19 protein-coding genes are annotated in these 24152 nt (G+C 33.7%); 13 read left to right on the forward strand and 6 right to left on the reverse strand.

What is annotated here, in order from left to right; all coding sequences use genetic code 11:
* The first annotated feature begins 23 nt into the window (after positions 1 to 23).
* Positions 24 to 1031 carry a 3-oxoacyl-ACP synthase III family protein gene (locus BIW12_RS11555; protein ID WP_071185255.1) on the forward strand — a complete coding sequence of 336 codons (1008 nt, stop codon included), beginning with the start codon at positions 24 to 26 and terminating at the stop codon, positions 1029 to 1031.
* 175 nt (positions 1032 to 1206) lie between these two features.
* On the opposite strand, the gene BIW12_RS11560 is transcribed toward BIW12_RS11555, so the two are convergent.
* Both BIW12_RS11560 and BIW12_RS11565 read right to left on the reverse strand, forming a co-directional pair.
* Positions 1207 to 2019: an HAEPLYID family protein gene (locus tag BIW12_RS11560; RefSeq protein WP_140485299.1), complete on the reverse strand. Its 813-nt coding sequence runs from the start codon at positions 2017 to 2019 to the stop codon at positions 1207 to 1209.
* A gap of 140 nt (positions 2020 to 2159) precedes the next feature.
* Positions 2160 to 2498 carry a hypothetical protein gene (locus tag BIW12_RS11565; protein WP_140485115.1) on the reverse strand — a complete coding sequence of 113 codons (339 nt, stop codon included), beginning with the start codon at positions 2496 to 2498 and terminating at the stop codon, positions 2160 to 2162.
* 208 nt (positions 2499 to 2706) lie between these two features.
* On the opposite strand from BIW12_RS11565, the gene argS reads away from it, so the two are divergent.
* From argS to BIW12_RS11625, 12 genes are all read left to right on the forward strand, one after another.
* Positions 2707 to 4485, forward strand: coding sequence for an arginine--tRNA ligase (argS, locus tag BIW12_RS11570; RefSeq protein WP_071185258.1), 1779 nt, complete (start codon positions 2707 to 2709; stop codon positions 4483 to 4485).
* Positions 4486 to 5205: 720 nt separating this feature from the next.
* Positions 5206 to 6564 (forward strand): signal recognition particle protein, encoded by a 1359-nt coding sequence (gene ffh, locus BIW12_RS11575; protein WP_071185259.1) that lies wholly within the window; start codon positions 5206 to 5208, stop codon positions 6562 to 6564.
* A 112-nt stretch (positions 6565 to 6676) separates the two neighbouring features.
* Positions 6677 to 7558: a bifunctional 5,10-methylenetetrahydrofolate dehydrogenase/5,10-methenyltetrahydrofolate cyclohydrolase gene (locus tag BIW12_RS11580; protein ID WP_071185260.1), complete on the forward strand. Its 882-nt coding sequence runs from the start codon at positions 6677 to 6679 to the stop codon at positions 7556 to 7558.
* A 233-nt stretch (positions 7559 to 7791) separates the two neighbouring features.
* Positions 7792 to 8718, forward strand: coding sequence for a magnesium transporter CorA family protein (locus tag BIW12_RS11585; RefSeq protein WP_071185261.1), 927 nt, complete (start codon positions 7792 to 7794; stop codon positions 8716 to 8718).
* A 169-nt stretch (positions 8719 to 8887) separates the two neighbouring features.
* Complete coding sequence (locus BIW12_RS11590; RefSeq protein ID WP_071185262.1) at positions 8888 to 9724, forward strand: ABC transporter ATP-binding protein; 837 nt, start codon at positions 8888 to 8890, stop codon at positions 9722 to 9724.
* Complete coding sequence (locus BIW12_RS11595) at positions 9714 to 10541, forward strand: hypothetical protein (RefSeq protein ID WP_071185263.1); 828 nt, start codon at positions 9714 to 9716, stop codon at positions 10539 to 10541. Before BIW12_RS11590 ends, BIW12_RS11595 begins: the two co-directional genes overlap by 11 nt.
* A 1-nt stretch (position 10542) precedes the next feature.
* The gene (locus BIW12_RS11600) at positions 10543 to 10920 is read left to right on the forward strand and encodes a GntR family transcriptional regulator (RefSeq protein WP_071185264.1); all 378 of its coding nucleotides are present in this window, start codon (positions 10543 to 10545) and stop codon (positions 10918 to 10920) included.
* Positions 10907 to 11587 carry a hypothetical protein gene (locus BIW12_RS11605; protein ID WP_071185265.1) on the forward strand — a complete coding sequence of 227 codons (681 nt, stop codon included), beginning with the start codon at positions 10907 to 10909 and terminating at the stop codon, positions 11585 to 11587. Before BIW12_RS11600 ends, BIW12_RS11605 begins: the two co-directional genes overlap by 14 nt.
* A 196-nt stretch (positions 11588 to 11783) precedes the next feature.
* Positions 11784 to 14348, forward strand: coding sequence for a TlpA family protein disulfide reductase (locus tag BIW12_RS11610; RefSeq protein ID WP_071185266.1), 2565 nt, complete (start codon positions 11784 to 11786; stop codon positions 14346 to 14348).
* A 158-nt stretch (positions 14349 to 14506) separates the two neighbouring features.
* Positions 14507 to 15121 carry a hypothetical protein gene (locus BIW12_RS11615; protein ID WP_071185267.1) on the forward strand — a complete coding sequence of 205 codons (615 nt, stop codon included), beginning with the start codon at positions 14507 to 14509 and terminating at the stop codon, positions 15119 to 15121.
* Between the two features lie 3 nt (positions 15122 to 15124).
* Entirely contained in the window at positions 15125 to 15418 is a 294-nt protein-coding gene (locus BIW12_RS11620; RefSeq protein WP_071185268.1) for a winged helix-turn-helix domain-containing protein, read from the forward strand.
* Positions 15419 to 15472: 54 nt separating this feature from the next.
* On the forward strand, positions 15473 to 16849 hold the full coding sequence (locus BIW12_RS11625; RefSeq protein ID WP_071185269.1) for a DUF4153 domain-containing protein: 1377 nt from the start codon (positions 15473 to 15475) through the stop codon (positions 16847 to 16849).
* Between the two features lie 45 nt (positions 16850 to 16894).
* Here the strand turns inward: BIW12_RS11625 and BIW12_RS11630 are convergent, their stop codons facing one another.
* The 4 genes from BIW12_RS11630 to BIW12_RS11645 form a co-directional block, all read right to left on the reverse strand.
* Positions 16895 to 19069 (reverse strand): response regulator, encoded by a 2175-nt coding sequence (locus BIW12_RS11630; RefSeq protein ID WP_071185270.1) that lies wholly within the window; start codon positions 19067 to 19069, stop codon positions 16895 to 16897.
* A gap of 234 nt (positions 19070 to 19303) precedes the next feature.
* Positions 19304 to 20116 carry a 23S rRNA pseudouridine(2604) synthase RluF gene (rluF, locus tag BIW12_RS11635; RefSeq protein ID WP_071185271.1) on the reverse strand — a complete coding sequence of 271 codons (813 nt, stop codon included), beginning with the start codon at positions 20114 to 20116 and terminating at the stop codon, positions 19304 to 19306.
* Positions 20117 to 20332: 216 nt separating this feature from the next.
* On the reverse strand, positions 20333 to 21208 hold the full coding sequence (locus tag BIW12_RS11640; RefSeq protein ID WP_232227085.1) for an alpha/beta fold hydrolase: 876 nt from the start codon (positions 21206 to 21208) through the stop codon (positions 20333 to 20335).
* A gap of 187 nt (positions 21209 to 21395) precedes the next feature.
* On the reverse strand, positions 21396 to 24011 hold the full coding sequence (locus BIW12_RS11645) for a beta-glucosidase (RefSeq protein WP_071185272.1): 2616 nt from the start codon (positions 24009 to 24011) through the stop codon (positions 21396 to 21398).
* Positions 24012 to 24152: the final 141 nt, after the last annotated feature.

Below are 24152 nucleotides of genomic sequence, written 5' to 3' on the forward strand. Positions count from 1 at the left end.
TAGACGTTATTAAAAACTAAAATATGTATCATTCAAAAATTTCGGGCTTGGGCTTTTATGTACCTTCCAATGTGGTTACCAATGACGATTTGTCAAAAATTATGGATACTAATGACGAATGGATTCAGGAAAGAACCGGAATTCAGGAGCGCCGACATATCGAAAAAGGAAAAGATACCACTACTTCAATGGGGGTAAAAGCAGCTCAAATTGCTATTGAACGTTCCGGAATTGCCAAAGCGGATATTGATTTTATTGTTTTTGCTACCTTAAGCCCTGATTACTATTTTCCGGGACCGGGAGTTTTAGTACAAAGAGATTTGGGATTGAAAACCGTAGGTGCCTTAGATGTCAGAAATCAGTGTTCGGGATTTGTGTATGCGCTTTCGGTAGCCGATCAATACATTAAAACAGGTATGTATAAAAATGTTTTGGTCATAGGTTCCGAAGTACATTCTGCAGGATTAGACATGACTACCCGTGGACGTTCGGTTTCGGTAATTTTTGGTGACGGAGCTGGTGCAGCGGTGTTAAGCAGAGAAGAAGATTTGTCGAAAGGGATTCTTTCGACTCATTTGCATTCAGAGGGAATTCATGCCGAAGAATTGGTTTTAAAAGCTCCGGGAATGGGCGGACGCTGGGTGACGGATATTCTAGCCGATACTAATGCTGATGACGAAAGTTATTTTCCTTATATGAACGGACAATTTGTGTTTAAAAACGCTGTAGTCCGTTTTACAGAAGTTATTAACGAAGCTTTGGAAACCAATAATTTATCGGTTGCTGATATTGATATGCTAATTCCGCATCAGGCTAATTTGAGGATTTCTCAGTATATTCAGAAGAAATTCAATTTGAATGACAATCAGGTTCATAATAATGTGCAAAAATACGGTAATACTACTGCAGCTTCGATTCCTATTGCATTGACCGAAGCCTGGGAACAAGGGAAAATTAAATCAGGAGATACTGTAGTTTTAGCGGCCTTTGGCAGTGGATTTACCTGGGCAAGTGCTATTATTAAGTGGTAGGTTGTGAAGTTAGAAGTTAGAAGATGGAAGTTAGAAGATGGAAGTTAGAAGATGGAAGTTAGAAGATGGAAGTTAGAAGATGGGAGATGGAAGATGGGAGATGGAAGGCAGAAAAATAGTTTGTTTTTAAAAAGAAAATCCCAATTTTGAGTTTTTCAAAGTTGGGATTTTTTGCTTAATGTTTGGGTTCGTAAATTAATCGCAAGAACGAACTAAATCGCTCGTTTTCTCTGTTAACAGGAATTCCTGTAACGATGCCCACTAAAAGATGCTCTGTGATTTCTACTCTCATCTGAGGTCTTATAGTAATGTCAAAATCTTTGGGTTGTATTTCTTTGTTGAATTCAATTCCAATAAAATTTCTAGTTCCGGGAATCATATAATGGAAATTGCTGTTGATTTGCCATGTAGTATGAGTACTATTAGTTTCAAAATGATGTTCTATGGATGGCCCGGTATATAAAAGAGTATGAAAATTGTTTCCCCAGCGTTTAGCCACTATAAAAAACGGATTATAGGTGTTTCCGGTAAATAGTTTTTCATTGCCATAGCTGTTAAAGGAAGTGAGCCCAAATTCGTGAATATATCCAATAGCCATTGATGTTTTTAGTTTTTCGGATACAAAAAAGGAATATTGAGTAGCTAATTTCAGTCCGTTGAGTTTACTGCCCGGAGTAGTAGCGTTGGCAGAAGGATAAAAAGTAAAAGGCAATTCGACTTCAAGCCCTAAACGGTCAATGGGAGCCCATTCATATTCTACTAGAGCTATATATTCGTCGTATTTGTTTTTATCGGTAAGTCCAAGACCTACATTCCATTCTCTTTCTCCTTTTCGGGCACCAAGATCCCGTATTAAATCAATGTAAAGCGGTTCGGCATGTAAAACCTTAGATCGCTGGTGTTTGTTTTCTGTTTCCTGAATGTAAAGACTGTCAATAATACTGTTTCTTTGCTCTTTTTCTGTTTGAGCTTTGGTATTTTGAGTCATCCACAACATTGTAATTGTTGTGAAAAAAGCTGTTTTTAAACTATTATTCTTCATGTTTAATTGTTTGATTTTGTGATGTGTAAATGCGTTTTGTTTCTTGGAAAAGAAACAAAATCGAATAAAGACTAAAAAAAAACAGACTAAACTTCAGGAGGAGGAGAGTGAATTTCGAAATAGGTTTTCAGTACATCGGTTTTATTAAATCGATTGTTCACGGGATTTTTATCGAATTTGATTTCTTTGATTTTGCTGTCAAAATCAGGTAAAATATAAAAAGCCACCGAAATTGTTTTTTTGAAAATTCTATGATTTTCGCTGTCCGGATCTTCATTTTCAGGGATTGCATTTTCAAAGCCCAAAACCTTTTCGACAACAATTTCGATAATCGTTTCCTGCTCGTTAAAACCTAAATCTTCGGGAATGTAATTGGGAGTTATGTCACTGGTGTCAACACTACAATTGAGTAGATAGAGTGCCATAAAAGCACAAAATAAGCGAAGGGCTTTGTTTTTTCTAATTGTAGCTAACATAAGGCAAAAGTAAAAACTTTTCAGCTAAAGGAGATTTTCTTAGCATTTTATTATGATAATGACTAAAATATCGAATTGAATTCGATATATTGTGTGTTTTACTATTTCTAATTAATGAATTAGGATTATCTTTGCCAACCTAAAAAATAAAGTTTACATGTCATTACAACAGATTCTTACACCATCTATAACCAAAGCGATTCAAAATCTTTTTGAAGTAAGCGTAGAAAAAATTGAATTTCAAGCCACGCGTAAGGAATTTGAAGGAGATATTACCATGGTGATTTTTCCATTGTTGAAAATCATAAAGAGTAATCCTGTAGAATTAGGAAATAAAATAGGGAATTATTTAGTTGAAAATGTTGCTGAGGTGCGTCAATTCAATGTAGTTTCCGGATTTTTAAATATTGTTATTTCAGATGCTCATTATTTGAATTTTTTCAATTCGATTAAAGATGATGTCAAATATGGTTTTGTGACTCCAAGTCAGGAAGATAAGGCTGTAATGGTGGAATATTCTTCACCAAATACCAATAAACCTTTGCATTTAGGTCATGTTCGTAATAATTTGTTAGGTTATTCGGTAGCTGAAATCATCAAAGCATCGGGTAAAAAAGTTTATAAAACCCAAATTATCAACGATAGGGGAATTCATATTTGTAAGTCGATGTTGGCCTGGCAAAAATTTGGTCAGGATCAAACACCTGAGTCAACGGGATTGAAAGGTGATAAGGTGGTTGGGAATTTCTATGTGGCTTTTGATAAGGCTTACAAAGAAGAAATTAACCAATTAATAGCGGAAGGAAAAACAGAAGAGGAAGCTAAAAAACAAGCGCCTATTATACTGGAAGCACAGGAAATGTTGCGTAAATGGGAAGCCGGAGATTCAGAAGTAATCGCTCTTTGGAAAACCATGAACCAATGGGTTTATGATGGATTTGCTGCTACTTATAAAAAATTAGGTGTTGATTTTGATGCTTATTATTACGAAAGTGACACCTATTTATTAGGGAAAGATGTGGTTCAAATGGGATTGGAAAAAGGGATTTTCGAAAAAGATCCTGACGGTTCGGTTTGGATTGACTTGACGGGGGAAGGTTTAGATAGAAAAATTGTCTTGCGTTCTGACGGAACAGCAGTGTATATGACGCAGGATATTGGAACAGCAATTCAGCGTGTAAAAGATTACCCGGATGTTGGCGGAATGGTATATACTGTTGGGAATGAGCAGGATTATCATTTTAAAGTGTTGTTCTTAATCTTGAAAAAATTAGGTTTTGATTGGTCAGCTAATTTGTTTCATTTGTCTTATGGAATGGTCGATTTGCCTTCCGGAAAAATGAAATCCCGTGAAGGAACTGTAGTGGATGCCGATGATTTGATGCAGGAAATGACCGATACAGCGCAAAAAATCTCTGAAGAATTAGGGAAATTAGACGGTTATTCAGAAGAAGAAAAGGCCAAATTGTTCAAGACGATTGGTCTTGGGGCTTTGAAATATTACATTCTAAAAGTAGATCCTAAAAAGCGTATTTTGTTTAATCCTGAAGAATCAGTTGATTTTGCCGGAAATACAGGGCCGTTTATTCAATATACTTATGCCCGAATCCAATCGATTATAAGAAAGGCTGATTTTGATTTTGCTGTTACATCGACAGTAGTTGAAATGCACGAAAAAGAAAAAGAATTGATAAAACAATTGGAGTTATTCCCCGAAGTAATTCAGAATGCAGCACAAAATCACAGTCCGGCTTTAGTTGCGAATTACACTTATGATTTGGTAAAAGAATACAATTCATTTTATCAGGCAGTGCCAATTTTGGGTGAAGCCGATTTGGATACCAAAATATTCAGAGTACAATTGTCTAAAAAAGTAGCCGATACTATTGCTGCTGCATTTAGTTTATTAGGTATTAATGTTCCTGAGAGAATGTAATTGATAATCTGTTTGGCAGATTAAATAAAATTATAGCACGCAGATTTTACAGATCCGTCTGATTTTTATTTTCGTACTTTTTTAAGATACTTATAAAAAGAAAAGAGCCGATAATCTAGGATTATCAACTCTTTTCAAACAAACTAACACACAAATTTTATTCAAAAGCTATCCAATCGGATGGCTTTTTGTTTTATAATTAATTGCTTTGGACTAATCGCATATATGTAAAATATTTTTTTCTTTTTTATTTTCGACAAATATATGTTTTTATTTAGAATAAATAAAAATAATTTTATATTTGCATCGTTGTTCTTTATTGTAGTTTTAGCTCATAAGGTGAAATTGTTAAAAATTTCAGTCCGAGTGATTTTTTCCGATTCTGGACTTTCTGCACTGAAGCAGTAAAAAAAATCCAGATGTCCGGATAATAAAATTGATTTTTGTAAATAAAGTCATTTAATAGCTGGGTTTTAGTAATAGCAAAAGGGATTGATTTGACATTTTATACGATATATTAAATTAATGGCCGATACTCATTAACTTTAATTACTTGGTTTTTTTTATTTTTTTTTTGTTGAAAGAGGTTGGGTTTTTCCAGCCTCTTTTTAGTTTTATGCTAAAGCGAAAAAAATAAGCTTAGTCAGCAAAACTTTAAACTTTAAACTTTTTAACTTTAACCGTTTATCTTATATTTGCAACTTCAAAAAAATCAATACTATGTTCGATAATTTAAGCGAAAAATTAGATAAAGCTTTTCATATACTAAAAGGTCACGGTAAAATTACCGAAGTAAACGTTGCTGATACCTTAAAAGAAGTTCGTAGAGCATTATTGGATGCCGATGTGAATTTTAAAATTGCCAAAGATTTTACCGCTCGTGTAAAAGACAAAGCAATAGGTCAGGACGTATTAACAACTTTACAACCAGGACAATTATTGGTGAAGTTGGTTAAAGACGAGTTGACTGAATTAATGGGAGGTGACGTTGCTGGAGTTAATTTGCAGGGAACACCTTCAGTGATTTTGATGTCCGGTTTACAAGGTTCTGGAAAGACTACTTTTTCCGGAAAATTGGCTAATTATCTTCAAACAAAAAAGAATAAAAAACCACTTTTAGTAGCCTGTGATATTTACCGTCCAGCGGCGATTAATCAGCTGCATGTGGTAGGAGACTCGATTGGTGTTGAAGTGTATTCAGAACCGGAGAATAAAAATCCTGTTGAAATTGCTCAAAATGCAATCAAACACGCTAAGGCTAATGGTTTCAATGTAGTTATTGTCGATACTGCCGGACGTTTGGCTGTAGATCAGGAAATGATGGACGAAATTGCCCGTGTTCACGATGCTATCAAACCACAGGAAACTTTATTTGTTGTGGATTCGATGACAGGACAAGATGCGGTAAATACAGCCAAAGCTTTCAATGATATTTTAAATTTTGATGGTGTTATCCTGACTAAATTAGATGGAGATACCCGTGGTGGAGCTGCATTATCTATTAAATCAGTAGTAAACAAGCCAATTAAATTTGTTGGAACTGGTGAGAAAATGGAAGCTATTGATGTTTTCTATCCGGATCGTATGGCGGAGCGTATTCTTGGAATGGGAGACGTGGTTTCTTTGGTTGAAAGAGCGCAAGAGCAATTCAATGAGGAAGAAGCCAGAAAATTACAAAAGAAAATCGCGAAGAATGAATTTGGTTTTGATGATTTCCTGACTCAAATTCAACAAGTAAAGAAAATGGGTAATATGAAGGATTTGGTAGGAATGATACCAGGTGCTTCAAAAGCGATGAAAGATGTAGAAATTGAAGACGACGCTTTTAAACACATTGAAGCTATCATTTATTCAATGACGCCTTTAGAAAGAAAAAAACCGGCTTTGATTGATGTAAAAAGAAAAGCAAGAATTGCTAAAGGTTCCGGAACAAAAGTGGAGCAGATAAATCAGTTGATGAAGCAGTTTGATCAAATGAGCAAAATGATGAAAATGATGCAGGGACCAGGCGGAAAAAATCTGATGAAAATGATGGGCGGAATGAAAGGAATGCCAGGTGGTATGCCGGGAATGAAATAAAAGACTTCAGATTTCAGGTGGCAGATTTGCGATAGCGTTACGAACCACACACGAGCGTCAGCGAACTGGCGAAGCAAACTAAAAATAATAAACTAAAACAATAAACAGTTTTATGCAAATACTAGACGGAAAAAAAACTTCGGAAGACATTAAAAACGAAATCGCTGCCGAAGTACAACAAATGAAAGCCAATGGGGAAAAAGTACCTCACTTAGCTGCTGTAATTGTTGGAAACAATGGAGCGAGTTTAACTTATGTAGGGAGTAAAGTTCGCTCTTGCGAGCAAATAGGTTTCGATTCTACATTAGTTGCTTTGCCTGAAGAAACTACTGAGGCAGAATTATTAGCAAAAATCAAAGAATTGAACGAAGATGATAATTTAGATGGTTATATAGTTCAGTTGCCTTTGCCAAAACATATCGATGAGGAAAAAATCCTTTTAGCTATTGACCCTCAAAAAGATGTTGATGGTTTTCATCCAACAAATTTTGGGCGTATGGCTTTAGAAATGGAAACTTTTTTGCCGGCTACTCCATTTGGAATTATGGAATTATTAGAGCGTTACAAAGTGGAAACTTCAGGAAAACATACAGTAGTAATTGGTCGTAGTCATATTGTAGGTCGCCCAATGAGTATTTTGATGAGCCGTAAAGGAAATCCAGGTGATTCAACCGTTACTTTGACGCACAGTAGAACTAAAAATTTAGAAGAATACACTAAAAATGCTGATATCATTATCACGGCTTTAGGTGTGCCTGAGTTTTTAAAGGCTGATATGGTAAAAGACGGTGTAGTTATTATTGATGTGGGAATTACCCGTGTGGAAGATGCTTCTAATTCAAAAGGATATGTGATTAAAGGAGATGTAGATTTTGATGGTGTAAGTAAAAAATCATCTTTTATCACTCCGGTTCCGGGTGGTGTAGGACCAATGACGATTGCAATGTTACTGAAAAATACGCTTTTGGCCCGAAAAATCAGAAGTCGTAAATAAATAAAATTAGTTTTTATATGAAAGCCTTGAACGAAAGTTTAGGGCTTTTTTTATGTCTTAAAAATTGCTTAAAGTTTTTTAGAATTCGTATCGAAACTGAATTTAAAGAATACTTTTGCAGCACTTTTAAAAACAATCCTTAGCGATGGACGATTATTATTCGGAAATAGTATTTTAATATAGCATTTGAAACATTATTCAAAATGCTATTCACCCTTTTATAGCATTTTATAATGAGAGCTTTTTATAAAAATAATGACGGATTAACTCAGGTTGAAACATGGACTCCCAACTGCTGGATTAATGTGGAATGTCCCACTAAATCAGAAAAAAAATACCTGCTTGGTGAGCTTCAGATTCCCGAAGCATTCTTTAATGATATCGAAGATATCGACGAAAGACCGCGTATTGAAATAGAAAACGGCTGGACGTTAATTATTCTGCGGATTCCGGTGAAGAGTCAGGATATCAAATTACCTTTTCAAACTATTCCTGTGGGTATTGTGTTTAAGGAAGAAATTTGTGTTACGGTAAGTTTTCAGCAAACGGAGATGCTTACTGATTTTGTGGCTTATACCAAACGAAAACGAATTAATATCAAAGACAATTTTGATTTGGTTTTAAAGTTGCTCTTGTCTTCCAGTGTGTGGTATTTGAAATATTTGAAACAAGTCAATCAAAAAATCAAACTGGCCGAAAATAATCTGGAGAAATCCATCAAAAACGAAGAATTACAAGCACTTTTGCAAATAGAAAAATGCTTGGTTTTCTTTATGACATCCTTGAAAGGAAATGATATTTTGCTACAGCGCATTCGAAATATAAAATCCCAAAGAGGACATTTTGATCCGGAGTTGTTAGAAGACGTAGAAATTGAATTGCGTCAGGCACAGGAAACCACTAATATTTACAGCGACATTTTAACAGGGACTATGGATGCTTATGCCTCTGTGATTTCGAATAATATGAATACTATCATGAAGCAAATGACTTCTATTTCGATAATTTTGATGATTCCTACTTTGATTGCGAGTTTATACGGAATGAACGTGCCTAATAATTTAGAAAATAATCCTTACGGAATAGGAATTGTAATCTCTATTTCATTTTTGTTGTCTCTTTTTGGTGTGTTTCTGTTTAAAAGAAAGCGATGGTTTTGATTTTTTATATCAATTAATACATTTTTTTAGTTGCTTTTTTCTAGCTATATATGGCTTTTTCAGAGATTTAGATTTAAATAAGTAAGATTTTTTATCGAAACACTTGTTTTGTATTTACTTTTTTTATTCTTTTGTGTACTAGAAAACTAGTACACTAATAAAATATATTATGATAAGCATTCAACACTTAACGTTTCAGTATAAAAAGCAGGACGCTTTATTTACTGATTTATCTTTTGAGCAGTACAATGGAAGCATTGTAGGGCTGCTTGGGAAAAATGGAGCTGGTAAATCAACTTTTTTGAAGTTAATTACAGGCTTACTAAAACCTCAAATAGGAGCATTAAACATTAATGGTTTTAAACCTTTTGATCGATTGCCTGATTTCTTGTCTGATGTCTATATGGTTTCTGAGGAGTTTTCGTTTCCTTCCATAACTATTGGTTTGTATATAAAGGCAACAGCTCCTTTGTATCCTAAATTCGATTACGAAAAAATGAATCACATTTTGCAGGAATTCGAATTAGAATCCAAAAAAAATCTGAACGGACTTTCGCACGGACAACGCAAGAAATTCTTAATTGCTTTTGCTTTATCGACTAATTGTAGTTTGCTTATTCTGGACGAACCCACAAATGGTTTAGATATTCCGTCTAAGAGTTTGTTTCGAAAAATATTAGTGAGCTCAGTTTCTGATGAACAATTGGTTTTGATTTCAACCCATCAGGTAAAAGATATTGAAACCATAATTGATACCATTGTGGTTTTAGACGAAGGTAAGATGGTTTACAACGAAACGATTCTTGATATCAGTAAACAATGGCAATTTAAAACCGTGACTAGTTTAGCAGGGATAGAAAATCCAATTTACCAAGAGAAATGCCTGGGCGGTTACCGAATCATTACAGCAGTAAATGAATTAGAAGAAACCGAAATTGACATTGAATTGCTTTTTAATGCCATTATCAATAAAGTAACTTTAAAATCTATAAATCATGTCGTTTAATAACCATTTTAATTTCAACCGATTTGTTCGTTTATTTCAGCAGGATTTGTTAATTAATAGAACAAAATACCTTTTGGCTATTCTTGGATTAGGATTGATAACTTATTTATTGACCTATTGGTTTCTTAGTTCGAGTAAAAGTAGCATAATGAATTATGCTGAAAATATCAATAATCTTTATATGGTTTGTTTTGTGTTTTTTATGATGGGAGTTGGTGTGATTGTAGGGACTGCATTCCCTGATTTGATCGATAAAATTAAAACCGCAAATTATTTGCTTGCTCCAGGCTCAACTTTCGAAAAATTTTTAGTGCAGTTTTTATTGAGAATAGGATTTTTTATTCCTTTAGCTTTGGGAATTTTTTGGATTGCCATTCGTTTAGCCAAAGCTTCTTTAATTCCAGAAATGATTAATGGAAATCAATTTTTTAATCCGGCTGTAGTTCCATATTTTGAATATCGCCTTTTAGTAACCAGAGAGGGTAAGTTGTGGGATACTTGGCAAATACTGCTTATGATTTTTGGTTTTTTCTCCTACGGAACTTATCTCTTTGCTGGAACAACTTTCTTTAAAAGATATGCTTTGGTTAAAACCGTTGTGATTTCGGGTATTTTATTCTTTAGTTGCATTTTGTTTTCTATGTTACTATCCAAAATTATTTATTCAGCACCTCGATTTTTTGATATACAATTTTATGCTTTTCAAGTGACTGAGAATTTTGACAGTACTGAATTTTCCTTGTTATCCTTGTCGTTACTTTCTTGGGTATTCTTTTTACCAATCGCCTATTTTAAATTAAAAGAAAAGGAGGCTTAATATGGATTTTAAATCAACCAAAGGGATTTATTTGCAAATAGTAGATAATCTCTGTAGGCAAATTTTAGAAGGACAATTGCAAGCTGGAGACCGAGTGGCTTCAGTGCGGGATTTAGCTGCCGAGTTTGAAGTGAATCACAACACGGTCATGCGTGCTTATGCTAATTTGCAGGAATCCGGGATTTTTGACAACAAACGGGGCATTGGATTTTTTGTTTCCGAAAAAGCTTTCGAACTCATTAAAGCCAATGAAAAAGCCAATTTTTTCAGTCAGGATTTACCTGATTTTCTTCTTAAAGTAAAATTACTCCAACTAAACTCTGCCGATTTAAACGAATTATTAACGGCTATAAAAAATAACGATCATGAAAATATCTAACATTATATTAATTTCATTTTTAACCTTTCTTTTCGGAGGGATTACTTTATTATTTATCGGTTCGAAATACTATAAAGGAGTTGATTATAAAGCTGATTTTATGAAGCAAGAAAAACTACTACCTCCTTTTTCAGTTGTCGTAGCTGAGCCTAGTACAATTTTTAGTTTAAGAAGTGAAAAGGAAAATAAAATAACGCAGACCTATTTGAAAAATACTCTTCCTGATATTGGTTCTTTTGTGGTTCGGAATGATACTCTTTTCATTTCTTCGGTTCAATTAAAAAAAGATCAAGTAAGACATACCCGAAATCTAACTTATGTTTCTTGTTTAAACGTAAAAAGTATTATAATTAAAGAAAGCTCAAATGTTCGAATGGAGAAATTTAAAGCTGACTCTTTGAGTATTACTATGAATAAATCTGAATTAACAGGAGAATTAAATGAAACAGTATTTGTCAGTCTTACTTCCCAAGATTCTTATGTGCGTTTTAGAGGTGATAATATTAAAAAATTACAATTGCAATTGGATAAAACAGATCTTAACATTGATTCGGATAAAAGTATTGAAAATGTATTAGGGAGTTTAAAAAATAAATCAATGCTTAATTGTTCTATCGATGGAAAATTAAATTTGCAAAAAGATAAGTCGAGTCAATTGTTCTTTTAGAATTTAACTTCGATAAATTTAAAATTAATTTGCCTTTATCTTGCTTTTGGAAAACTATAGTAGATGCTACAGTTTTTTCTTTCTTTTAACAAATAATTATAATCTTTTTCTGAATTAATAATTAAGTTTGAAGAGTTTTAAGCTAAAAAAGCTGTAAGCTTTTTTATTAAACCAATTTAACCAACCAAAAAAAAACATGAAAAAAATCTTTATTCTTCTTGTTGCGATTCTCGTAAGCGGTAGTGCTTTTTCGCAGAAAACAATTGACAAACCAGACTATGGTTTGAGTAATCTTCCTGGGAAATTAACTAAAATTGAATTGACCGATTCGGCAACAATCATTCATTTCTATATTAAATACCAACCCGGACAATGGATTCAAGTTCCTAAGGATACCTATATACAGGATATCAATGGAGGTGTAAAATACTTGGCAACCCAAACCGAAGGAATCCCATTTGGAGAAAGATATACGATGCCTGAAACAGGAGAGGCAAACTATAAGGTTTTCTTCCCTAAGTTGAAAAATGGAATAGATAAAATAGATTTTGGTGAAGGCAATAATAATCCTAATAATTGGTCTGTTTACGATATTGTAATTAATGAAAAAGATGTTGAATCGTTAATGCCTAAAGTTTTACAGGGAAATTGGTTTCAAACCGATGGAAGTAATCAATGGGATTACGGATTTTATGCCAATCAGGCAGTGGTTGATAAAAGAGTCTGGAAATATAAAACTGTAGAAAGCAAAAAAAACAATTATACTATTGTGCTAGAAAACGCTGGAAAAGAAAAGACTATTTATGCTCAAATAGATAAAAAAGAAGGAGTTAAGTTTGGAGACAATAAAGAAAAATTAGCAACTTATAGTACCGAAAAAATAGATAATCCAAACTATAAACTAACTAATGATGAAGTCTATACTTCTGCTATTTTTAAATCAGATTCCGCTACTTTTTCCGGTTTTATAAAAGGTTATACTGCCAGAGCAGCTAGAAAAACAGGAACGATACATGTAAGTAATGTTTTGACAGGAAATCAAGATTCGCATTTGGTTAAAATTGCAGATGATGGCAGTTTTTCGGTCAAGTTTCCAATTAATCATCCGCAATCTATTTATGTAAATATTCTTGGGAATAGATCTTCTGTTTTTGTAGAACCTGGGAAAGAAACCTTTATGGTTGTCGATAGGGACACTCCATTGTTTATGGGAGATTGTGCAAGAATAAATTCTGATCTTCTAAGTTTTGGTGAACCTTATAGTCATTATGAAGAATATAGAAAACTATCGGGCAAAATTTTAGAGATAAGTCCTGAGGATTATAAAAAGGCTTGTCTGGATATAAAAAATAATCAACTTCAAATTATAGAGTCTATTACTAAAAAGCAATTTATTAGCCAGAAAGCACTTCAAATTAAAAAGCTTGATATTGAATATATGGCTTTGGAGAATATTCTAAGTTATGATATGTACAGAGAAGATTTTAAAAGAAGTAAATTGTCAGAAAATAATCAATTTGATTCAGAAACAGAAGATTTTAAGTTAGATAAATCCTATTATGATTTTTTAACTCCATCGGTTTTAAATAATGTAACAGCAGTAGTAACTAATAGTTACTATATTTTTATAAATAGGTTAAGGTTTGCTAATATTTTTAGAAACAATGTTGTTAGTTCTTTTTATAATTTAACTTCTGAAACAGCTGAATCGCTTCAAAAATTAGGGGTTACTTTATCTACAGACGAGTTGCAGATGGCTGCTGCCAGTAGAAAAGTAGAAAAGAATATGATGAGAACTATTGGTTTTTTTGACACTAATAGAACTGAAATTCAAAAATTCCAAACCAATCATAAAGAAGCGTACAGTAAATTGCAAAAAGACAATCCAAAGATTGGAGTTTCGGTTGAAGCTCTGGCAGCTTATTTGAAAACTCAGGGTATAACACTTACAGTTGAAGAAAATGAATTGCTGAAAAAATTTAAATTATCTCAATTAACCAAAGAGGAATTGGCTATCCAAAAACAATATTATGACCAATATGGAGAAAGTTTAAAGTTATTTAATGAAAAATACAAGGAAAATATTCAGGTGATTGCTGATGAAAAAGAATTTGAAAAGTTGAATGATAAGCTAAATAAAATTTTTGGTATCAAAGAGGCTTTTGTATATGATGTATTTACTTTACAGGATAAAGCAGGTGACTTAGAAAGCAATTTTACTCCATATACTGATACTCAATTAAAATGGATACAAGGAAAAATAAAGAATCCTTTTTTGTCTAATTCTATTGTTAGAGAAAATGATAGAATTAAAGCTAAGATAGAAATGAATAAGAAACAAACAGGTTTTGTAGTTAATACGGTTAAGAAAACCGAAAGTGATGAACTATTTGATTTGATGTTAGCTAAGTTCAAAGGAAAAGTAATTTATGTCGATTTTTGGGCAACCTGGTGTGGCCCATGTATGCAAGGAATTAAAGAAATTGCACCACTAAAAGACGAGATGAAAGATCAAGAAGTTGTCTTTTTGTATATAACAAACCAAAGTTCTCCTGAAAAAACATGGAATAACAGCATTCCAAATATAAAAGGCGAACACTACAGAGTTTCAGAAGATGAATGGAATTATTTAACCCAAAAATTTAATATTTCCGGAATTCCACATTATGTTTTGGTGAATAAAAAAGGAGAGGTAGTAAATCCAGAATTAGGACACCATTCCAATGAATCTTTAAAAAAGATTTTAGAAAAACAGCTGTAATAACTTTTATAAAAAAACACAAATATCCTCAGTAAAAGCAATTGTAACTGCTGCTTTTACTGGGGATTTTGTATTTTGAAAAGGATTAAAAAAAAATCAATTTTTATTGTTTCGTTTCAAAAATAAAATATAACTTTGTATTTCAAAGTACTTTAAATATGGTTCAGAAGCATCAAGAAGATTTGTTACACATACGTTCCATGATGGAGCGTTCTTCCCGATTTATATCCTTAAGCGGATTATCAGGTGTTTTTGCCGGAATTTCGGCATTAATAGGAGGTGGTTTTGCTTTTAAATTATTAGAAGCTAATGGAATTGATTATTTAGACGGAAAGAATCAGGAGTATAGTCCCGAATTAATCCAACAGCTCATTACCATTGCGAGTTTAATATTGTTGCTGGCTTTGTTTTTTGGAATCCTGTTCACTGTTAGAAAAAGCAGAAAAAATAATCTGGCTATTTGGACTGCTACAACCAAAAAGATGTTGTTGGGTTTGTTGATACCGCTTCTGGCAGGAGGGTTATTTTGTATTGCTTTGATTTACCACGGTATGTTTGTGTTAGTGGCTCCTTCAACCCTTATTTTTTATGGTTTAGCTTTGATTAATGCAGCACATTATACTTTTTCGGACATCAAATATTTGGGAATATCGGAAGTGATTTTGGGCATTATCGCTTTGTTTTTTCTGGGAAGTGGTTTTGTTTTCTGGATGATTGGATTTGGTGTTTTGCATATTTTTTATGGATTACTCCTTTTAAAAAAATACAAATAGTTCATGGGAATTATTGATAAATTAAATAAAAATTTCGAAAGTCGGGTGCGATTAGGTATTATGTCAATCCTAATGGTTAATGACTGGGTGGATTTTACCGAAATGAAGGCCTTGTTGAATATTACCGATGGTAATTTGGCAAGTCATTCCACGGCATTGGAAAAATCAGAATACATAGAAATTAAGAAAGAGTTTGTGGGTAAAAAGCCGAAAACCTCTTATCGTGTTACTAATATTGGCAGATTGGCCTTCAAAGAGCATTTGAATTTTCTCGAAAAATTAATCAATTCTAAATAATCCTTTTTTTTAACCTTAAGCTTTGAAATACAAAGTACTTTAAAATTTTAAATCATGAAAAAATACCATTTGATTTTAGTGAGCAGTCTTGTTTTTATACTGCTTTTTTACAAGGAAACAATAGGCCTGAATGTGGGGGTTTTTGGTCTATTTCTTTTAGGATTAGTAAGTTATAATAACAGGAGTAAATTCAAAGACAGCTTGAATAGGATGTTATTTGGAACTTCATTTCTATCTTGCGTGGCTTTTGCCTGGTATGCTGATTTTGCTTCTTTTCTGGCATTATTCCTGTCTTTGGTTTTTTTACAATTCCGGGTACAAAATCAGGAACTTAAAATCATTCAGGTGATTCCATTGCTATTTTTAAACGGAATTACGTCTTTGGGGCGTGTATTGATGTTTAGTCAGTATTTGCCAAAAAGAGAAATCAATAACAATTTTGCCAAGAAGTTAATCGCCTATTTTGTTATTCCGGCCGTGTTTTTAGCCTTGTTTTTTATAGTTTATTCTTTCGGGAGCAATCATTTTTCTTCGCTTTTTACCGATTATTATTTCGATATTAATCTTTGGATACTTTTTGTGATTTCAAGTTTAGGATTTTATATCTCGTTTACTTTTTGGAATTATTGGATTCCTGAAGTTTGCTATGAAAAAAATAAACTACTGGCTAATAATTTCAACGATGAGGCTAAACTTCAAAATCAAAGCACTTTTTCATTCCTTGATATTGATTTTGAAAGAAGGAGTGGCGAAATCACTTTGTTTTTTCTCAATGTACTGCTTTTGATTTTTATAGTGACTTATAATTATGAGCAATTTTTTGAAGTTGTCGAAAAATCGAAACTAAGTGCAGATACACATGAGCGTGTCAATGCAGTTATTTTCTCCATTGTTATGGCTATTGGTGTTATCTTATTTTATTTTAAAGGCGGATTTAATTTTGATGAGAAAGCAAAAAATCTGAAACAATTAGCTAAAATGTGGATTATTCTGAACGCAGTTTTGATTGTAAGTGCTGTGATTAAAAATACCGAATACATCTCTCATTTTGGATTGACCTATAAAAGGTTAGGAGTGTATGCGTTTTTAGGATTGGCAATTGTTGGATTGTGGTATTCTTTTTTAAAAATTGTAAAACAGAAAACCAATGCCTTTCTTTTTAACCAAATGCTATGGTATTTCTATGGTTTAATTCTTTTGTGCAGCTATGTCAATTGGGGAAATTTGATTACGAATTATAATATTTCGGTAAACAAGGGAATTGACAAGGAATTTCTTGGAAGTTTAAATTATAATGATGAAATATATTATGGTTTGTATCCGGAGGAATCTAATGATTTAGATAATGGCAAAACGGAAGAATTATCAGAATATCAAAATGTGAATTTTATATCTAAAGTTTTGTATTATGAAACACTGGATTTGAAATGATAAAAAAAAATTAAACCCAAGCTGAAAAGTTTTGGGTTTGTTTTTTTATACGCTATAATGCAGTTTCATTTGTTTTACAATAGTTTCTTCCAGATTTTTTAGTACAATAGGTTTGCTTACAAAATCATCCATTCCATTGGCTATGGCTTTGATTTTATCTTCATCAAAAGCACTGGCGGTAACGGCAATAATTGGAATGTTTTTAGCTTTGTATTTGGCTAACGAATGGATTTTTTTAGTAGCCTCAAAACCGTCCATTTCCGGCATGTGTAAGTCCATAAAAATGATGTCGTAATCGTTTTTTTCGAAAAGGGCAACGGCTTCTATTCCGTTGTTAGCTATGTCGGCAGGGATATTTATTTTGTCCAGGAGTTTTCTTAATACCTTTTGATTGATTAAATTATCTTCAACAATTAAGGCTTTATTAACGCTATTTTTGTTTGAACTTATCGATGCATTAGCTGTATTTTCGACAGCTAACGAAGTCTTATTTATTTTGAATGGAATATCAAAACTAAAACTGGATCCTCCTTCTTTTAAAGCGATGATGTTTAATTTAGAGCCTCCCATCAAACTGATTAATTGGTTTGAAATGGTGAGTCCCAGACCCGTTCCTCCGTATTTTCGGGTAGTTGTTAAATCGGCCTGTTCAAAGGCCAGTAGCAGTTGTTCGGTTTTATTAACATCAATACCTATTCCGGAATCCATCACCCTAAAATTGATTTTTTGAATATTGTCATGTTCTTCAATATGATTTACTTCCAGTTTGACATCGCCTACAGTTGTAAACTTAATGGCGTTGTCCAAAAGATTGATTAAAACCTGCAGGAGTCTTAAGTTATCACAAAGAATATTGCTTTCAATGCGTTCATCAAAATTAAAATGCAAGGCGATGTTTTTGTCTTTGATGCGGTATTCGAATAATCGGATTAATTTTGAAAGTTCATTTTTAAGATGCGTTGGATGTTGTTCCAGTTTGATCTTTCCGGCTTCCATTTTAGAATGATCTAAAATCATGTTGACAATACCTAAAAGATGATTGGCACTGTGTTCGGCAATTTCAATATATTCCGATTGGTCGCTGTTTAAAGGACTTGTTTTAAGGATATTCAACATACCGATAACACCATTTAGGGGCGAGCGGATTTCGTGGCTCATATTTGCCAGAAACTGGGTTTTAAATTTGGCAGTATTGTTAGCTGTTTCATTGTTTTTTTCAAGAGCAACCAGGTTTTCATTGAGTTTTTCTTTTAGTATTTTATAACTGTTCAATAAAAAATTAACTTCTTTGATAGATGATTGTTGGAGCAAGTTAGAATTAGTGTTTTTAAAATTCGAAAAAATGAAATTCGAAATGTCCAATGAAAGTAATTTGATGTCTTTGGTAAAATATTTGGAGATATAAACACATAAAAACAAAGCAATGGCAATCATTAACAAGGTTTGTCCAATTTGGAAATAAAATAAATTGGCTTTTAATTGGTTAATCCTGATTTCGTTGTAAGAAATAATAAGGTTGAATAGGTTTTCAATTTCTTCGTTGGATTGGTTTATTTTGCCGTTCAATCCCAGATTTTGAGCATGACCTAATTGGTTTGTTAGCATTACCAAGGTGTCAAAATAGCGTTTATAATCTTTAAGAATTTGTTTTGAAACTGGGCTGATTTCGTTAGATTGTATGGTGTTGTTGTATAAATTTTGAAATTTTTGAAGATAGTTTTTTTCAGATCGCAGCATATAGTCTTTTTCGTGGCGGCGAAACTGGAGAATGGTAAAAGCTTTTAAATATTTTTTTTCTTCTAAAAAATGTGCTTTGTTACGCATTTTGCCTTCAATACCATAATCTTTAAATCCTCTAATTAAAGCAATCTTTTTGTACTGATTGACATTTGCAATAAGCAGATCAATTTTGTTAAAAAGCCTGAGCATCTGTTTTTCGTTAATTTCGATTTGGAGTTCCCGGGATTCCTTATAAATCGAATTAATAGTTGCTCTTTGTCTATTTAAATTAGAAATATATTGGCTTAAATCTTTCTGATTATGATGGATGTAAAAATCTTTCTCCTTGTAACCGTATAGTAAAAAGGTTTGAAACCGTTTGATATTAGTACTAAAGTCCTGAGAAACCTGATACGATTTATAGCTGAAATTATTCAGATGGTCTATTTTTCGATCAATAGTGAGGTAGGTTAGAAACCAGATAATGATTAAAAGAATCATTACTGAAAATGATAAAAAGATTTGAGTTCTAAAATTGCGAACGTTGGGGAATGAAAATTTCAATGGTATTATATTGGATTATATCGCAAAATTAAGGGCTTCATCCAAATTGTAGTTTACTATAGTTCGAAGAAAAGGTTAACGAATTGTTTTGTTTTCTATCTTTAGGAATAGAGAAATAAACAAAAAAGAGGAAATGAATTTCCCCTTTTTGTTGTTGTATATGATTTTTAGTTAATAATCCCCGCGTTTTCTAAATCGGGGATCATTTTTTTTGATGAATTCCGTTTGGCGTTTTGGTGCTTCCACTTTAGGTAAGCTCGCTTCTTCGGTTTTGCTCGAAGGTTCAATCAATTCATTTAATTCTTTAATTTCAGCATCGGTCAAATCGCGGTAGCGTCCCACAGGAACATCAAGCGAAATATTGATAATTCGAATACGTTTCAAAGCAGTTACTTCATAGCCTAAATATTCGCACATTCTGCGAATTTGACGGTTCAAACCTTGGGTAAGTATGATTTTGAAAATGTACTTGCTAATTTGCTCTACCTTACATTTTCGGGTTACGGTGTCTAAAATAGGAACACCATTTCCCATTCGTTGGATAAAACGATCGGTGATAGGTTTGTTTACTGTTACAGTATATTCTTTTTCGTGATTGTTTCGGGCACGCAATATTTTATTGACAATATCACCATCATTGGTCATAAAAATCAATCCTTCCGAAGCTTTGTCTAAACGTCCAATAGGGAAAATACGTTTGGGATAGTTGATGTAATCCACAATGTTGTTGCGGACTTCCAGGTTAGTAGTACATTCAATCCCAACAGGTTTATTGAAAGCAAGATAAACAGGTTTTTCGTTTTTCTCATGAATTAGTTTGCCATCAATGCGCACTTCGTCATTTATACCCACTTTTGTCCCAAGTTCCGGAACGACATCATTGATGGTTACACGACCTTCTTCAATATATTTGTCGGCCTCACGACGGGAGCAAAAACCGGTTTCGGCTATGAATTTGTTGAGACGTTTTAGATTTTCTTCCATAGTGCAAAAGTAAGTAATTTGAGAATGTGAAAATTGGTTATTACGCAAAGATTCGCAAAGTAAATCACAGAGAGACTCAAAGAAATATTTAATTTACTGACGTCATTAGAATAGGGGGAAACCTAATCTGATAGTTTTACATGGATTTTAAAAAAAAACTTAGCGAGACTTTGTCTTTTACTTTGCGAATTTTTGCGAAACAGTAATTTTTAAAAATTATTCGAATAAGAATGCGTAAATTTTCTGATATAATTCTTCGCCATGCAGGCTGTGACCAAGACCTTTGGTTTCTATAAAAATAGCATCTTGCCAGCTACTGGCTATTTTTTTTGCTTCTTCAAATAGTACAATGCTGTCATCGGTATCATGAGCAATGAGTCCTTTGGTTTTTATTTTCGAAGCAAAAACTTTCCCTGAAAAATGTTCTAATTGAAGATTAAAATGATGGAGATAATAATTTTCGAGTCCTTTGGATATTTTAGAATTTAAGCTCAACAAATTGATGTAATTATTAAGGATAATTTTAAAATCACTTGGAGAGCCCAGAATCACCATTTTTTCGATGCTGTTACTTTGATAAGTCGATTGGTAGTAAAGACAGGTTTTCCCGCCCAGAGAATGACCAATAAGATGTTTGGGTTGGTATTTTTGAACCAGAATATCAATAAAGGCAGCATATTGCGGAATATTGAATTCTTTTCCACTCGATAATCCGTGTCCCGGAGCATCCAGAGCAACAATGGTGCTGTTGGATTTTTTTAGGTAGGTCAATAAATTTTCCCAACGCGAAGCATTGCTTTCCCAACCGTGTACCAGCAAAATGACATTCTCGTTGCCTTTCCAGGTGTAGGTTTGAAAATATTCGCCTTCATGTTGGTAAATTTCCTGATCTGTTTCTTTAAGTACATTAGGAAGTTTTTCTTTGAGTAATTTTCCGTCTCTTGGTTCACTAAAAAGCGCATAAGCCAGCTGGTTTGCTTTTTTAGGAAATATAAAACTCAAGAGGTTGATGTATAAACCTATAGACTTAGTGAATAAAAAATAAAGGGCTTTTTTCATAATCAAAAAAACGTTAGCTACTTCAATTTTCATTTTACAAAATTTAAAATGATAAGGCAAAATACACTTGATGCTGACTGCCATTTTATGTGGTAACTATAACGGCAAATTTACGATTTTACCAGCTATAAACTATTTATATTTTAATAGTTGTAAAAAGCCACTTTTTGGTTATAAAAAAACCGCCTCAGCTTGTGAGACGGTTTGAAGTATAAGAAAACTATTTTTCGAGTTGAAGCGTTTTGCCGTTGATGTTAAAACGACCACTTTGGTTGTCTTTTGAATCATCGGGTTGTTTTCCTCCTACTGAGATGGTAAACCATCCGGGTTCTACAACGCGTTGTTTTTTGTTATTGATTAAAGAAAGTTGCCTTGGTGTTATTGTAAAACGAACCGTTTTAGTCTCTCCCTTTTTTAAATGAATGCGTTCAAAACCTTCTAGTTGCACAATAGGGCGTGGAGTAGAAGCTTTTTCGTCTTTTAGATATAATTCTACTACTTCATCTCCGTCACGGTCGCCAATATTGCTTACATCAACAGATACTTCAAAATCTTTTTCAGCATTAACAATGGCAGGGATTTGAAGGTTACTGTATTTAAATTTGGTATAACTTAAACCAAATCCAAACGGATATAATGGCTTTTTATCAAAATAACGATAGGTACGACCTTTCATATCATAATTTTCAAAATCTGGAAGTTGATCAACTGATTTGTAGTAAGTAACTGGTAATCGACCCGCTGGATTGTAATCGCCAAAAAGGACATCAGCAATGGCATTACCTCCCTGTTGCCCCGGATATCCGGCAGTTAGAATAGCAGGAACGTTATTGTTAGCCCAGTTAACAGAAAGCGCACTTCCGTTTATTAAAACCAGAATAACAGGTTTTCCCGTGGCTACCATAGTTTTTATCAATTCTTCCTGATTAGACGGCAGGTTAAGACTGGTGCGGTCTCCACCATCAAAACCATCTGCTTCTACTTTCATTTCTTCGCCTTCCAGACGTTCATTTAATCCTAATACCAGAACTACAGCATCCGCCTGATTAGCCGTTTGAACAGCTTGCTGTAATACATTTTCCTGTGGTTCAGCCCATAAAAGTTGGGCTATGGCATCGCCATAGAAGTTTTGGTATTTTACCTCTATTTTGTATCTTTTTCCAGCTTCCAGTTCTACTTTTTGCGGGCGAAAACGTGGATGGTGGTTGTTTTTTCCACCGGTATTTTTTCCGCCTTCAATTTCCACCGTCATAAATGGTTTTGACCATTCTGAAATACTGTAAGTTCCTGTTTTTGGAGCCACAAGATAACCCGTCCATTTCACACTGTAATTCCCCATTTTCAATCGGGAATCCGGAGTGTTGATGTCCCATTGAAAATTGATATTGTCGTCAATTCGGCTAAAAAGCGGTTTCCCTTCCCATTTGGTATTATCAAAGTATTCTGCTGTTAAGCCTTGTGTACCATTTTCATTTTGAAAATAAACAGATGGAATAATTTTCATTTCAGGAACACCTTTGGCCAAATCGGTACCTTTGGCATACAACACTTTTGTGTTTGGCTCTAATTTGTTTTGGATTCCTTTTAATACTGTGACAGGATTGCTTGGAATTCCGCTGTAATTTCCCCATAAGGATTGTATATCATTGGCATTAGGTCCAATTACAGCAATTGTTTTAATGTTTTTGGAAAGCGGAAGTGTATGATTCTGATTTTTCAAAAGAACAATACTTTTTTGCGAAGCTACCCTGGCCAAATAGTCATGAGACGAATTATTGTTTACCGAAAATGGAATTTGGGCATAAGGTACAATTTCTTCCGGGTCAAACATGCCCAGTTTAAAACGAGCTGTAAACAAACGTTTTAAAGTGATGTCAATGTCGGCTTCGGTCAGCAATTTGCGTTCCAATGCTTCTTTCAATGATTTGTAACTGCTGCCACATTCCAAATCCAGTCCTGTTTTTACAGCTAAAGCAGAAGCCGTTGCCGCATCAGGTGTAATTTTGTGCCATTTCCAAATATCAGTTACAGCACCACAATCGGATACGATATAGCCATTAAACCCCCATTTGTTTCTAAGAATATCAAATAAAAAGGGACTGGCACTGGCCGATTCACCTCTAAAACGGTTATAAGCCCCCATTACCGAGTAAACCTGTCCCTCTTTGACTAAAGTTCGAAAGGCAGGAAGATAGGTTTCGTATAGATCAATATCGCTGGTTTCGGCATTAAATTGATGACGGGATGGTTCCGGACCTGAATGCACAGCATAATGTTTTGCGGTGGCAATCACTTTCAGGTATTTTTTATCGGTTCCCTGAAGACCATTAACATAATTAAGTCCTAATTGCGAGGTCAGAAAAGGATCTTCCCCATAAGTTTCATGACCACGACCCCAACGAGGATCACGGAAAATGTTGACATTAGGAGACCAGAAGGTCAATCCCTGGTACATACCGTGTTGTCCTCGTCTTAAAAATTCGTGGTGTTTGGCACGGGCTTCGTCAGAAATGGCAGAGGCCACATCAAATATTAATTTTCTGTCCCAGGAAGAGGCGATGGAAATGGATTGCGGAAAGACTGTGGCATATCCGGCACGGGCAACACCGTGTAAGGATTCGTTCCACCAGTTGTATTCCGGTACACCAAGACGTTCTATAGCCGGTGAGGAATCCATTAATTGGCTTATTTTTTCGTCAACAGTCATTCTGGATACCAAATCATTTACGCGTTCTTCAACAGGCAATGCAGTATTGGTAAACTTGAAATCATGCTGTGCAAAAGTGGTTATTGTTGTCAGACTAATAATAAACACTAAAGAGTTTATTGTTTTCATATTATTGATTAATATTTTAGGTTGATTTATTTTAATAGTTGTTTCTAATTTATAAAAGATTTTACGTGATCAGCTACAATTAAAACAAAATTAGATTTTTAAGCCTTTTTAGCTTAGGGCATATTGCTATTTGGGGGATGT

Origin of the sequence: Flavobacterium commune (assembly GCF_001857965.1) — a bacterium.
GTDB classification, from domain to species: Bacteria; Bacteroidota; Bacteroidia; order Flavobacteriales; family Flavobacteriaceae; genus Flavobacterium; species Flavobacterium commune.